Annotated in this window: 13 protein-coding genes and 4 tRNA genes; 13 read left to right on the forward strand and 4 right to left on the reverse strand. The window is 32.4% G+C overall.

All coding sequences use genetic code 11. The features are described 5' to 3' along the window. Positions 1-11: 11 nt before the first annotated feature. Positions 12-389, reverse strand: a complete 378-nt coding sequence (locus tag GJJ64_RS04845; RefSeq protein ID WP_154286598.1) for a hypothetical protein — start codon at positions 387-389, stop codon at positions 12-14. 106 nt (positions 390-495) lie between these two features. Between GJJ64_RS04845 and lepA the strand changes: the two genes are divergently transcribed. The 4 genes from lepA to GJJ64_RS04865 all read left to right on the forward strand — a co-directional run bounded on the left by lepA (position 496) and on the right by GJJ64_RS04865 (position 3,973). Continuing rightward, positions 496-2,280, forward strand: coding sequence for a translation elongation factor 4 (gene lepA / locus GJJ64_RS04850; RefSeq protein ID WP_154286599.1), 1,785 nt, complete (start codon positions 496-498; stop codon positions 2,278-2,280). A 66-nt stretch (positions 2,281-2,346) separates the two neighbouring features. After that, complete coding sequence (locus GJJ64_RS04855) at positions 2,347-3,225, forward strand: bifunctional 5,10-methylenetetrahydrofolate dehydrogenase/5,10-methenyltetrahydrofolate cyclohydrolase (protein ID WP_154286600.1); 879 nt, start codon at positions 2,347-2,349, stop codon at positions 3,223-3,225. A 71-nt stretch (positions 3,226-3,296) separates the two neighbouring features. Beyond that, complete coding sequence (locus GJJ64_RS04860; protein WP_039452483.1) at positions 3,297-3,554, forward strand: DUF6364 family protein; 258 nt, start codon at positions 3,297-3,299, stop codon at positions 3,552-3,554. Next, on the forward strand, positions 3,551-3,973 hold the full coding sequence (locus GJJ64_RS04865) for a type II toxin-antitoxin system VapC family toxin (protein WP_154286601.1): 423 nt from the start codon (positions 3,551-3,553) through the stop codon (positions 3,971-3,973). The genes GJJ64_RS04860 and GJJ64_RS04865 overlap by 4 nt, the downstream gene beginning before the upstream one ends. On the opposite strand, the gene GJJ64_RS04870 is transcribed toward GJJ64_RS04865, so the two are convergent. Together GJJ64_RS04870 and GJJ64_RS04875 are read right to left on the reverse strand one after the other, a co-directional pair. Further along, a complete protein-coding gene (locus GJJ64_RS04870) occupies positions 3,970-4,566 on the reverse strand; it encodes a DUF502 domain-containing protein (protein ID WP_154286602.1) in 597 nt (198 codons plus the stop codon). The two genes, GJJ64_RS04865 and GJJ64_RS04870, sit on opposite strands and share 4 nt — an antisense overlap. 3 nt (positions 4,567-4,569) lie before the next feature. Continuing rightward, positions 4,570-7,023 carry a bifunctional UDP-N-acetylmuramoyl-tripeptide:D-alanyl-D-alanine ligase/alanine racemase gene (locus GJJ64_RS04875; protein ID WP_154286603.1) on the reverse strand — a complete coding sequence of 818 codons (2,454 nt, stop codon included), beginning with the start codon at positions 7,021-7,023 and terminating at the stop codon, positions 4,570-4,572. 52 nt (positions 7,024-7,075) lie between these two features. Here GJJ64_RS04875 and GJJ64_RS04880 point away from each other — a divergent pair, with 52 nt between their 5' ends. The 6 genes from GJJ64_RS04880 (at position 7,076) to GJJ64_RS04905 (ending at position 9,230) form a co-directional block, all read left to right on the forward strand. Then, positions 7,076-7,564, forward strand: coding sequence for a regulatory protein RecX (locus tag GJJ64_RS04880; RefSeq protein ID WP_154286604.1), 489 nt, complete (start codon positions 7,076-7,078; stop codon positions 7,562-7,564). A 95-nt stretch (positions 7,565-7,659) separates the two neighbouring features. Further along, a tRNA-Gly gene (locus tag GJJ64_RS04885) sits at positions 7,660-7,732 on the forward strand. Positions 7,733-7,767: 35 nt separating this feature from the next. Continuing rightward, positions 7,768-7,853 (forward strand) — tRNA-Leu (locus tag GJJ64_RS04890). 62 nt (positions 7,854-7,915) lie between these two features. After that, positions 7,916-7,991: transfer RNA gene (locus tag GJJ64_RS04895), tRNA-Gly, on the forward strand. Between the two features lie 49 nt (positions 7,992-8,040). Then, a tRNA-Leu gene (locus GJJ64_RS04900) sits at positions 8,041-8,126 on the forward strand. A gap of 81 nt (positions 8,127-8,207) precedes the next feature. Beyond that, a complete protein-coding gene (locus GJJ64_RS04905; protein ID WP_154286605.1) occupies positions 8,208-9,230 on the forward strand; it encodes a DNA/RNA non-specific endonuclease in 1,023 nt (340 codons plus the stop codon). On the opposite strand, the gene GJJ64_RS04910 is transcribed toward GJJ64_RS04905, so the two are convergent. After that, positions 9,227-9,658 (reverse strand): hypothetical protein, encoded by a 432-nt coding sequence (locus tag GJJ64_RS04910; protein ID WP_154286606.1) that lies wholly within the window; start codon positions 9,656-9,658, stop codon positions 9,227-9,229. The genes GJJ64_RS04905 and GJJ64_RS04910 overlap by 4 nt on opposite strands. A gap of 246 nt (positions 9,659-9,904) precedes the next feature. Between GJJ64_RS04910 and GJJ64_RS04915 the strand changes: the two genes are divergently transcribed. The 3 genes from GJJ64_RS04915 (at position 9,905) to GJJ64_RS04925 (ending at position 14,068) form a co-directional block, all read left to right on the forward strand. Beyond that, positions 9,905-11,518 carry a CTP synthase gene (locus GJJ64_RS04915; protein ID WP_154286607.1) on the forward strand — a complete coding sequence of 538 codons (1,614 nt, stop codon included), beginning with the start codon at positions 9,905-9,907 and terminating at the stop codon, positions 11,516-11,518. Positions 11,519-11,540: 22 nt separating this feature from the next. Beyond that, complete coding sequence (yidC, locus tag GJJ64_RS04920; RefSeq protein WP_154286608.1) at positions 11,541-13,328, forward strand: membrane protein insertase YidC; 1,788 nt, start codon at positions 11,541-11,543, stop codon at positions 13,326-13,328. A 344-nt stretch (positions 13,329-13,672) separates the two neighbouring features. After that, the gene (locus tag GJJ64_RS04925; RefSeq protein ID WP_229655461.1) at positions 13,673-14,068 is read left to right on the forward strand and encodes a response regulator; all 396 of its coding nucleotides are present in this window, start codon (positions 13,673-13,675) and stop codon (positions 14,066-14,068) included. Position 14,069: the final 1 nt, after the last annotated feature.

The following is a 14,069-nucleotide window of genomic DNA, read 5'->3' on the forward strand; positions in this document are numbered from 1 at the left end:
TAGTTTTTGCGCTATCCCTTTTTTAATAAAGCTCTATTTTCTTTTCTAAAAATCTTCTCCTTCTCCTTATTAACTGTTATTTCTATAACGCCATTTTTAGCATCTTCTCCGTATTTATCAATAGCTTTAGCGTCTTTTAGAATATTTATAGTTTTTATATCGTTGGGATTTATTTTGATGCTATCAAAAGGTAAATCTCTTACAATCCAGTGGTTTTTACCATAAAATAAAACATATAAAGGTTTAGGTTGATTTAACATATTAGCCCTACTGGGTGCACATATTCTTATCACTACTTCTTCTGAGGGTTTATGATCTTCGGGCTTTATTTGTGCAAATACATTTAATTTGATAATAATAGCAAAGAATAGTAGTAAAAATGTTTTCATAAATAAGATAGTTAAATGTATTTTAAAATTACAGAATAATCTTTTTAATTCTTAAGCCTAAATTTATAATTTATTTGGAGCTAAAAATCTATCTTTGCTCTCCAATATGAAGCATATACGTAATTTTTGCATTATAGCACATATAGATCATGGTAAGAGTACTCTTGCTGATAGACTATTAGAATATACTAAAACCATTACCCAACGTGAAGCGCAAGCGCAACTGTTGGATGATATGGATTTAGAACGAGAGCGTGGGATAACGATTAAAAGTCATGCTATACAAATGAATTATTTGTATGATGGCCAAGAATATATCTTAAACCTTATTGATACACCAGGACACGTAGATTTTTCTTACGAGGTTTCCCGTTCTATAGCAGCTTGTGAAGGTGCTTTGTTAATTGTTGATGCCTCACAAGGTATACAAGCACAAACCATTTCTAACCTTTATTTAGCTTTAGAGCAAGATTTACATATTATCCCTATTTTAAACAAGATGGATTTACCTGGCGCTATGCCAGAAGAAGTAAAAGACCAAATTGTTGATTTAATAGGTTGTGATAGAGATGAAATTATACCTGCATCTGGTAAAACCGGATTAGGTATTGAAGCTATCTTAGAAGCTGTTATAAAACGTGTTCCAGCTCCTGTTGGCGATCCTCAAGCACCACTTCAAGCATTAATTTTCGATTCAGTTTTTAACTCTTTCCGTGGTATTATAGCTTATTTTAAAGTTGTAAACGGCGAAATTAAGAAAAACGATAAAGTAAAGTTTGTTGCTACTGGTAAAGAATATATTGCTGATGAAGTTGGTATTTTAAAACTAACACCTCAAGCTAAAGATGTTGTTAAAACTGGCGATGTAGGTTACATCATCTCTGGAATTAAAGAGGCGAGAGAGGTAAAAGTTGGTGATACCATTATTCTAAAAGACAAGCCTGTTGAAGGTATACAAGGTTTTGAAGAGGTAAAACCAATGGTATTTGCTGGTATTTATCCGGTTGATACCGATGAGTTTGAAGAACTTAGAGAAGCAATGCATAAATTGCAGTTAAACGATGCCTCTTTGGTTTTTGAGCCAGAGTCTTCTGCAGCTTTAGGTTTTGGTTTCCGTTGCGGATTCTTAGGAATGTTGCATATGGAGATTATTCAAGAGCGTTTAGAGCGTGAGTTTGATATGACAGTTATTACAACTGTACCAAACGTTTCTTACATAGCGCACTCTACTAAAGGCGACCCTATTGTAGTTAACAACCCATCAGAGCTGCCAGACCCGTCAAAACTTGATTTTGTTGAGGAACCTTATATCAAAGCTAATATTATTACTAAAGCTGAGTTTGTTGGTCCGGTTATGTCTCTTTGTATACAAAAAAGAGGGATTATTGTTAACCAACATTATCTTACATCAGACCGTGTTGAGTTAGTTTTTGAAATGCCAATGGGCGAAATTGTATTTGATTTTTATGATAGATTAAAAACTATTTCTAAAGGTTACGCTTCTTTTGATTATCACCAGATTGGCTACAAACAATCTGATTTAGTAAAGCTAGATATTATGCTTAACGGAGAGCATGTTGATGCTTTATCTTCATTAATTCATAGAAGTAATTCTTATGATTTCGGTAAAAAAATCTGCGAAAAATTAAGAGAGCTTATCCCGAGACAACAATTTGAAATTGCCATACAAGCCTCTATTGGAGCTAAAATTATAGCTCGTGAAAACGTTAGAGCCTTAAGAAAAGATGTTACGGCAAAATGTTATGGTGGTGATATCTCTCGTAAACGTAAGTTACTAGAAAAACAGAAAAAAGGTAAAAAACGTATGCGCCAAGTTGGAAACGTAGAAATTCCACAATCGGCATTTATGGCGGTTTTAAAATTAGACTAGTACATAGATTTGCGTATTGAGTATTGCGATAAACTCAATACCCAATACTCAATACCCAATACTAAAATGATATTATTAGACGGAAAATTAGTTTCTGAAGAACTTAAAAAACAAATAGCTGTAGAAGCAGCAGAACTTTTAGAAAAAACTGGTCGTAAACCACATTTAGTTGCTGTTTTAGTTGGTAATGATGGTGGTAGCGAAACATATGTAGCCAGCAAAATGCGTAACTGCGAAAAAGTTGGTTTTAAATCATCTTTAATAAGATACGATAATACTGTAACAGAAGCTGAGTTACTAAATAAAATAAAAGAATTAAATGAAGACAAAGAGGTAGACGGTTTTATTGTTCAACTTCCTTTACCTAAACACATCAACCCTGACGTAATTACAGAAGCTATTGATTACCGTAAAGATGTTGATGGTTTCCATCCTATCAACTTAGGTAGAATGCAACGTAACTTACCATGCTTTTTACCTGCAACACCTTATGGTATTATGTTGATGCTAGAATATTATGGTATAGAAACTGCAGGCAAGCATTGCGTTGTTGTTGGTAGAAGTAATATTGTAGGTAGTCCAATGAGTATCTTAATGGCTAGAAATGCTAAGCCTGGTAATTGTACAGTTACCTTAACCCATAGCAGAACGCAAAATCTTAAAGATTTCACCCTAAAAGCCGATATTCTAATTGCTGCTATAGGTAAAAAGAATTTTATTACAGCCGATATGGTTAAAGAAGGTTCAGTAATTATTGATGTTGGTATGAATAGAGAAACTTCTGAGAATACCAAATCCGGCTTTAAACTTTATGGTGATGTTGATTTTGACGAAGTTGCACCAAAAAGTTCATATATCACACCTGTACCGGGTGGTGTTGGTTTAATGACCATTGTAAGTTTATTAAAAAACACTTTAGCTGCTGCTAAAAGAGAGATTTATTAAAATACGTATAGATTGTTTTTATTTTACGTATTAATTTTTATTTTTGTCGAAGTTTATCAATCTACTAGGTTATGGATACAAAAATAACGCTCTCTTTTGATGAAGAAATCATTAAAAAAGCTAAAGCCTATGCTGCTGAAAATAACATCAGTTTATCAAGGTTAATAGAGTTTTTGTTAACAAAAATCACCACTAAAGAATATAAATCATTAGAAGATTATCCCATTGCAGATTGGGTTTCTGCTGTTGCAGAAGGTGAAGCCATCTATCAAACAAAAAAGGCTTCCAGAAAAAAACTAAAAGATGATTTTTTTGCATCAAGAAAATGAACATATTTCTTGATGCTAATATTCTGGTTTCTGTATTGAATAAAGAATACCCTTTGTTTACCTATTCTTCTCGGATTTTAAGTTTAGCTAATCAACCAAAATATAAACTTTACACCTCTCCTGTTTGCTTGGCAATAGCTTTCTATTTTGCAGAGAAAAAGTCTAAATCGGCTTTAGCTAAACAAAAGATTGCAACCTTATGTGAGCATATTTTAATTGCGGATAATACCTCAGCAGCAGTAAAAAACACCGTTTTAAATAAAGCAGCCTATGATTTTGAAGATGGCTTAGAATATTACGCAGCTTTAGAAAAAAAATGCTCATGTATCATCACAGAAAATAAAGAAGACTTCTATTTTTCAGAAATTGAAGTTTTATCTTCTAAAGAGTTTTTTGATAAATATATGCTCAAAAATTAATCATGTAAAGCGCTTACCCCACCAGAAACTATAAATTTCATTGCTTGAGATGATGATATAGGTAACGGCTTAACTTTATCAGCTTTAACAATAACCAATTCGCCAGCAAAAGAATAAGACCAAGGGAAATAAACGGCTACCTCATCAGTTAAACCTAAAATCTTAAGATCTTTTTGCGTTAAGAAACCAATTTTTTTTGTTCCGTCGCTTGTTTCTACCAATACAGGTTCATTTAATTTTTTCTCATCCCCAACAATAGCTTCTGTTATGTCTTTTACAGAAGAATATAAAAATTTAAAAACCGGAATTCTATTTAACCATTTCCCAAACCAATTGTAAATAGGCTCTGTAATAAGGTAAGTAGCAATAATACCGAAGAAAAGAATAATTACAATAACCGATAAAATGCCTAAACCTGGTATATATAGCGGTTTTCCGGTATTAGGATCAGTAATAAAACTATCACTAAAATTTAAAACAGAATCTAAAGAAGTAAAAGCCCAAAACAAGATTAAGATTGCTGCACCCATAGGTAAAATCAGCAATAAACCTTTTATAAAATATCTCAGTAGAGCATTAATTATTCTTTTCATAACTTATTCGTAGTAATAAACACGTTTAACCCTTTGCGAAATATTGGTAAGCACCTCATATGGAATAGTCTGTAACTGTCCTGCTATTTTATAAAGTAAAGGTTGTGAATCAAAAATAATAACCTCATCCCCTTCCTTAACATCTTTACCCGTTATATCCAACATACACATATCCATACAAATATTGCCAATGGTAAATACTTCTTGGTTATTGATAAACATACTTCCAACGCCTTTTCCCAAAGCTCTTGGATAACCATCAGCATAACCAATTTTAACAGTAGCTATTTTACCATCTTGTTCCATTAAACCTACTCTACCATAACCAATGGTATCGCCTTTTTTTAGCTCTTTAATTTGCGAAACTGTTGTTTTTAAGGTTGCCACCTGATATAAGCTTGCATCATCTTTAGATAAATTATCTATACCGTACAAGCCAATTCCTAAACGTACCATATCAAACTGTGCTTTTGGCCATCTTCGTATGGCCGATGTATTACAAATATGTTTGATAAAAGTATAACCAATTTCGGCTTCCAAATCTTGACAAAAAGCATCAAATTTTTGAATCTGAGACTTCGTATAATCATCATGCTGCGTAGCTTCGCTAGCAGCTAAATGAGAGAAAACTGTCTTAACTTTTACAGTATCGTTATTTAATAAAAATGTCCTAATAGCTGCTAAATCTTTCTCTTCAAAACCTAAACGATGCATTCCTGTATCTAGTTTCAAATGGATTGGATATTGTGTTTTATGCAGCGTTTTAAGATATTGATGTAAGGATGATAAAGCCGTAAAACTAAAGATCTCTGGTTCTAGATTATATTTCACTATGGCTTCAAAAGAAGAAACCTCAGGGCTCATCACCATAATTGGTAACGTTATACCAGCTTGCCTAAGCGCAATACCTTCATCAGCGTAAGCAACAGCTAAATAATCTACTTTATTGTATTGCAACAAGTTAGCAATCTCATAGCTACCACTACCATAGGCAAAAGCTTTTACCATAGCCATTAGTTTTACTCCTGGCTGTAGTTTTGATTTATAGTAATTTAAGTTTTGTTCTAAAGCGTTTAAGTTGATTTCTAAAATGGTTTCATGAACTTTTTGAGCTAATATCTTAGAAATCTTCTCGAACTCAAATTGCCTTGCTCCTTTTAATAAAATGGCTTCATTATTAAAATCATCCAAATTATATTGTTTAAGAAATGCGTCTGTATCTAGAAAAAACTGACTGTTTGTACTAAAAAAATTTTTAAAATTTGATAATTGTGGGCCTATAGCAATTAATTTATTGATGTTTTTAGACTTCAAAAGCTTAGCAACTTTATTGTAAAGTACTTCACCTTTTAAACCAGATTGTTGAATATCTGATAAAATAAGAGTCTTAACAGGATGCTGATTTTGTTGATTAAGAAAATCTAAAGCTATTTCTAAAGAAGAAACATCAGAATTGTAACTATCATCAATTATAGAAGTTTGGTTGATACCACTTTTTAGCTCTAACCTCATTTTAACTTGATGCAGCTTTTCTAATCTTGCTGAAATTACAGGTATTGATACTTTTAACGCTAATAAAGTTGCTAAACAAGTAATAGCATTCTCTATGGATGCTTTATCTGTAAAAGGAATTTTAATATTAAAATCTTCTTGCTGATAAGAACATGTTAACAGTGTATATTGGTCTACTAAGGTTTGATTTTTAATTCTTAAATCAGCATCTTGAGTAAAACTCCAAGTAAAAACATTTACTTGAGGGGCTCTAAAAGAAACATATTCTTGATTACAGATAAGTAATTTTACTTCTCTAAAAAGTTCAAACTTCTCTTTTATTTTTTCAGTTCGGTTTTTAAAACCTTCATCATGAGGGCTGCCAATATTAGTTAAAATACCAATATCAGGTTTAATGATGTTTTGAAGTTTAGCCATTTCATGAGGCAAAGATAAACCTGCTTCAAACACGCCAAAATCAAACTGTTTATCCATTTGCCAAATAGCAAGCGGCACTCCTATTTGTGAGTTGTAACTTTTAGGACTTCTAACTACATGATAATCTGGTGCTAATAACTGAAAAAGCCATTCTTTAACAATGGTTTTACCATTACTTCCCGTTATACCAATAACTGGATAATTAAATTTACTTCTGTGATGAGCAGCTAATTGTTGTAAAGCATTTAAAGTATCAGCCACATAAATAAAATTTGCTTCAGGAAAATCCTTAATTGGATAATCTTTTTGATAACAAACAAAAGCTCTTACACCAGCTTTATATAAAGCTGGGATGAACTGGTGAGCATCTTTTCTGCCTTTTAAAACAAAGAAAATTGAGTAAGACACATCAGAAACCTTTCTACTATCTGTTAAAATAGTATGAATTGTTTGGTTTGGATGAACTAAAACGCTTTGCTCTCCTATTAAACCGGCTATTTCCTGAATTGAATATATCTCTGAATTCATTTGTAGCAAATTTGGCGATTATATGTGAATAACACTAATTTTATGCTTCAACATGGAAAAAGAAAAACCATTAAAATACATTGATAAAAAAACAGCTTTACAAAAAGCAGAGGCTTATTGTGCCTATCAAGAAAGAAGTCAGTACGAAGTAAGAACCAAACTCTTAAACTTGGGCTTAAAATTTCAAGAACTAGAAGAGGTTATTACAGCTTTAATAGAGAATAATTTCTTGAACGAAGCCCGCTTTGCACAAGCCTTTACTCAAGGAAAGTTAAGAATGAAAGGTTGGGGAAGAAATAAAATTAAGCAAGGTTTAGTAGCCAAAGGTGTATCTGTACCAATTATAAAATCTGCTTTACAAAAAATTAATAAAGAAGAATATACAGATAAACTTATAGATATATTAAAGAAAAAGCATAAAGAATATCAATTTAAAGATGATTATGGTACTAAAAATAAGCTTATAAAGCATGCTTTAAGCCGAGGTTTTGAGTACGATTTAATTTTTTTTGTACTGAATAATAATGGCTTAAAGCAATAATTGAAAATTTTTGCAAACAGGACTTGCAAACTCTTTTTTTCTGCCTATATTTGCACTCCCTTCACAGGGAAACGTTCTTTAAGAATTTAAATCATGCGAAAGTAGCTCAGTTGGTAGAGCACAACCTTGCCAAGGTTGGGGTCGCGAGTTCGAATCTCGTCTTTCGCTCTAAGGGATGAAAATCCTGATTTGTGGTAACACAAGCTGAAGTGGTGGAACTGGTAGACACGCAGGACTTAAAATCCTGTTCGCCCTAAAGCGAGTGCGGGTTCGATTCCCGCCTTCAGTACAAAAAAAATCAATCAAAAGGCTTTGATTGTTGTTCTTTAGAAAGTAAAGAATATAATACATGCGAAAGTAGCTCAGTTGGTAGAGCACAACCTTGCCAAGGTTGGGGTCGCGAGTTCGAATCTCGTCTTTCGCTCCATGAGAACCTTCCCTACCAGGAAGGTTTTTATTTTACAGCTTCTAAAGCTGCTGAAGTGGTGGAACTGGTAGACACGCAGGACTTAAAATCCTGTTCGCCCTAAAGCGAGTGCGGGTTCGATTCCCGCCTTCAGTACAAAGCCCGATATTTTTATATCGGGCTTTTTTTATTGGTTTCATGTCTTAATTTAGCTAATAAAATAGCTTTAAAATTCCTATGAAGAAACTATTATTTATTCACCTCTTTGTTTTTGCTGCACTTCAAGTAATTGCACAACAAGAAGCTACAACAAAAAGTGGTAAAAAAGTTTGGTTGTGGGAGAACGGCACTTGGACTTATGCCGATAACTTACAAACTGAGGAATTTAAACCTTCTAAAATTCCTAAACTAGAACTCCCTAAGTTCACAAAAAATGATATTATTATACAACATAGCGGTTTTTCACTTTCCTACAACGAATTACATGAGCAAGCTAATTGGGTAGCATATGAATTAACTAAAGAAAAAACAGTTAAAATTTATAGCAGAATAGATAAATTTTTAGAGGACCCAAAAGTTAAAACCGGAACAGCCAATGCTAAAGATTACGCTTCATCTGGTTATGACCGTGGACATTTAGCCCCAGCTGCGGATATGGTATGGTCTGCAACAGCCATGGCAGAAAGTTTTTATTACAGCAATATGAGTCCACAAAACCCCGGTTTTAACCGAGGTATTTGGAAAAAATTAGAAGAACTAGTTAGAATCTGGGCTGTAGAAAATGAGGCTTTATACATAGCAACCGGCCCTGTTTTAAGCGGTAGTTTACTTAGTATAGGCCCAAATAAAGTGAGTGTACCAAAATACTATTATAAGGTAATTTTAGACTATAAAGCGCCTGAAATTAAAAGTATAGGTTTTATTTTAGAGAATAAAAATTCTAACCAACCACTTCAAACTTATGCAGTTAGTATTGATAGTGTAGAAAAATTTACTGGTATTGATTTCTTTGTCTCTTTACCTGATGAACAAGAAGAAGTTATCGAGAAAAAGATATGTTTACCTTGTTGGTCTTGGGATGGTGTAACACCTAAAAATGAAACAGATACGATTAAACAAGAACAGCCCTCTGAAGAAAACAATTTCAATAAAGCTGAAGTTAAAACATCAATAGCAGTACAATGCTTAGGAATAACAAAGGCTGGCACTAGATGCAAACGTAAAACCACTAACCCTAGCGGAAGGTGTTACCAGCATTAAAGACTAAAGTTTAATTCGCAAAACAATTTTTCGCCTCCTGCATCATCAATTTCTGCTACTTCATCAAGAAATAAATCCCAATCTCCATCAGTAAATAAATTACCTTCATATTCTTGAGTTTGGCTATAATAATTAAAGTGCCACTCGTCTATCTCATCTAAATCATCAACAGAATAAGAACGCACACTAAAGCCATCATCGCTGATGTTGATACTCCAAGTAGCCGTTAAAGCACCACTTTGTTTAGAAATAGAGAAAGAAATATCAAAATCACCGACAAGTTCTGGCATGTTTTCTAGATAATTCTTGATTTTTTGCGCAGCAATTTGTTGCTCATCTTTTATGAGATCTTTATCTTCTATTAATTGAAAAAACTCTATAAAATAGTTCTGATATCTAATAAGTAGGTTTCTGAATATATGATCCATAAATTGTGATTTAAGCACAAAAATAACAGAAATAATATGTAAAAAATAAAATTGCTGCGAAGAGCTGATTACTAATATTTTAAAAGCAATATCACATAAAATTTAAGCTTATCCACAAAAACCATTTTCTCCACACCTCTTATAGTATCAGAAAAAAACCTTACTTTTGAATCCCGTACAAAAAGATTTAGAAAAAAGGCATTTTTTAAGTTCTAATTCTAAGTTTTTAAAGATTATCCACATACAATGACTAAGTATATTTTTGTTACGGGCGGCGTTACATCGTCTTTAGGGAAAGGTATTATTTCCGCATCATTAGCTAAACTTTTACAAGCAAGAGGTTACAGTGTAACTATTCAAAAGTTTGATCCTTATATCAATATTGATCCGGGAACGTTAAACCCTTATGAGCATGGAGAATGCTTTGTAACAGAAGATGGTGCCGAAACAGATTTAGACCTAGGTCACTACGAGCGTTTCTTAAACATTCCAACATCGCAGGCTAATAACATAACTACAGGTAGAATCTACCAAAACGTTATCAATAAAGAAAGACAAGGCGAGTTCTTAGGAAAAACAGTACAAGTTATTCCGCATATTACTGATGAGATTAAACGCAATATGCGCTTGTTAGGTGAGAGTGGGAATTTTGATATTGTTATTACTGAGCTTGGCGGTACCGTGGGCGATATTGAATCTTTACCTTACATAGAAGCAGTGAGACAATTTAAATGGGAAGTTGGCTCTAACAATGCACTAGTTATCCATTTAACATTAATACCGTTTTTGGCTGCAGCCGGAGAATTAAAAACCAAACCTACCCAACACTCGGTTAAAATGTTGTTAGAGTATGGTATACAACCAGATATTTTGGTTTGTAGAACAGAACACCACATCAGTCAGGATATTAGAAAGAAAATTGCTCAATTCTGTAACGTAAATTTAAATGCAGTTATAGAATCTATTGATGCAAGCACTATTTACGATGTGCCTTTGTTGATGCTAAAAGAGCAATTAGACCGTACTGTTTTAAGTAAATTAAAACTTCCTCTTAAAAATGAACCTGATTTAGAAAGCTGGAAAGATTTTTTAGGCAGGTTAAAGAACCCAACTGCAGAAGTAAGAATAGGTTTAGTAGGTAAATATGTAGAACTGCCTGATGCTTATAAATCTATAACAGAATCTTTTATACATGCCGGAGCTTTTAATGAGTGTAAAGTACGTGTAGAGTGCATCCATTCTGAGGGTATTACCGAAGAAAACGTTAAAGCTAAGCTGGGTAAACTGGATGGAGTTTTAGTAGCTCCAGGTTTTGGTGCCCGAGGTATTGAAGGTAAAATTACTGCTATAAAGTTCATTAGAGAGAACAATATTCCTTTCTTTGGAATATGTTTAGGGATGCAATGTGCCGTAATAGAGTTTGGAAGAAATGTACTAGGCTTAAAACATGCCCATAGTACAGAAATGGATGAAAATACAGAACATGCTGTTATTTCTATGATGGAAGAGCAAAAGAAAGTTACTTTAAAAGGCGGCACTATGCGTTTGGGCTCTTACCCTTGCGAACTTAAAAAAGGTTCTAAAGCGTATAGCATTTACGGGAAATCTAAAATTACAGAAAGACACAGACACCGATATGAGTTTAATAACGCTTTCTTAAAACAGTATGAAGCCGCTGGAATGATAGCTTCTGGTATTAACCCTGAGAATAATTTAGTAGAGATTGTAGAGTTAAAGAACCATCCGTATTTTGTTGCTTCACAATTTCACCCCGAATTAAAATCAACAGTTGCTAATCCTCACCCACTTTTTGTTAAATTTGTCGCCGCTTCATTAGAACATTCTAAAAAGAAGCATTAAGAATAGCATATAAATAGATATAATGGATAGAAATACGTTTACAGGTTTATTCCTGATTTTAGTCATATTAGTTGGATCAACATTTTTATTAAAACCATCTGAAGAGCAACTTAAAAGAGAAGAATTTGTTCAAGATTCTATTGCTAAAGCAAAAAAAGGAATTAAACAACCTGCTGCTGTAGCAAAAACTACCGCTACATTACCAACAGATACTGCTGTACAAAATCAAGTTATACAGAAAGAAGAGGTTTTAACATTAGAGAATGATAAAATTAAGGTATTCATTTCTACTTTAGGTGGTAAAATTTCTAGTGTTGAACTTAAAAATGAAACCAATCAGCTTAACCAACCTGTTGTTTTATTTAATAAGCAAAACAACTTCGGGATAGAATATAGCCAAAACAACCAAACTCTCAATACTAGCAACCTTTTCTTTTCTAAAGAAGTGGCTCAAGATGATAAATTGGTTCTAAAAGCTACAAATGCTGATGGTTCTTTTATTAATTACACTTATACTTTAGCTAAAGGAAGTAATAAAGTTGATTTTAACATCAGTTTAAGCGGTTTCCAAAATAAAGTTAATGCAGATAAAGGCTTAGCTATTAACTGGGCTGCTGAACTACAACAACAAGAAAAAGATATAAATAACGAGCGTATCTACTCTACCACTTATTATAAAATAGCTAATGATGATGTAGATTATTTAAGCGAAACAGAAACTGAAGAAAAAGCTTTCACCGAAGAAACTTTAGAATGGGTTTCATTTAAACAACACTTTTTCTCTGCTGCTTTAATGAGTAAAGATGGTTTTAAAAACAGTACGCTTAAAGTTCAAACTATTGCTAATAACTCTGCTGTAAAAGCTTACCAAGCTAAATTAAATCTTCCGTTTAAAAATCAACAGGTAAACAATTACGATTTAGAATACTATTTCGGCTCCAATAAGTTTTCTCAGTTAAAAGAACAGGGTAACGATTTAGAAAAACAAGTAAAAATGGGTTGGGGTCCATTAAAATGGATTAACAGATATTTAGTTCTACCAGTTTTCAACTTCTTTGAAGGCTTTAACATGAGTTATGGTATCATTATTTTATTGTTAACCATTATCTTAAAAACGGTATTATTTCCATTTACATACAAATCATACTTATCAATGGCTAAAATGAGAGTTTTAAAGCCAGAGATGGATGAGATAAAAAAGAAAGTTGGAGATGATAACCCTACCCTTTTACAACAAGAATACTTAAAATTATATAAGCAAGCTGGTGTAAACCCATTAGGTGGATGTTTACCTTTATTATTCCAGATGCCATTTATATTAGCATTCTTTTATTTCTTCCCTAACTTATTTGAGTTAAGACATGAAAGCTTCTTATGGATGAAAGATTTATCTACTTACGATGAATTAATCACCTTCACTCCTATTCCGCTTTTAGGTTGGAGCCACATCAGCTTAATGTGTTTATTAATGACTATTTCAACGTTGATTTATACTTATTTCAACAATCAGGTTTCTGGTGCACAGGGACAAATGAAGTATATAGGTTATATAACACCTATCATTTTCTTTGGTGTCTTAAACGCTTATCCTGCTGGTCTTAACTATTATTATTTCTGTGCTAACATTTTAACCTTTGCACAGCAATATTTAATTAGATATTTTGTTGATGATGAAAAAATTCATGCACAAATTCAGGAGTTTAAGAAAAAACCAGAAAGTGCAAAGAAAAAAAGTGGTTTCCAAAAGAAACTAGAAGATATGATGAGACAGCAACAACAGTTGAAAGAACAACAGAAAAAGAAAAAATAAATAAAGCCCCAATTTGGGGCTTTTTCTTTTTCCCATTTTAAGATTATTTTCCACACTTGTAGATATTAAACCCCAACATAAAACAATAGCTATATCCTTTATAAACAGAATCACTTAAATAAATTATTAAAATTACATTACGTATATTTAACTTAATTGAAATTATTTCAAAATAAAGCAACAATCAAAATAAATAATTTATTTAAATAGAATTTTTAATAATACTTTTTAAAAATATCACAATTTAAATTAACTCAGCAATTAACTATTAAAGAATATATTGAAAAATATAAATCTAAAGGCATCATTTATGCGTAAGGCTTTGTATATTTAAATCAAATTTTATGAAACTAATGGATAAGGCTCAAAATACTTCAAAGAAAAAGATTCTTTTGGTTGATGATGAATTAGCTATTTTGAAATTATTAGAATTCATATTAAAAGATGAGTATGAACTCATAACTAGAAATAATGGTTTTGATGCGCTTAGCTGGTTAGATAATGGAAATATTCCAGATTTAATTATTTCAGATATGGAAATGCCTTATTTTGATGGTGCTGATTTAGTTAAATCTATTAAAGTAAGTGGTTTTTACAGAGAAATTCCTGTTATTGTATTATCAGGTTCAGAATCTTTAGAGAATATCAAAGCTAAAATACCTTATGACATTAACGGATTGATGGCTAAACCTTTTAATCCGGGATTATTGAAGGAAAAAATTAAAACCCTGCTTAACTAAA

Source organism: Pedobacter puniceum (assembly GCF_009674685.1).
GTDB classification, from domain to species: domain Bacteria; phylum Bacteroidota; class Bacteroidia; order Sphingobacteriales; family Sphingobacteriaceae; genus Pseudopedobacter; species Pseudopedobacter puniceum.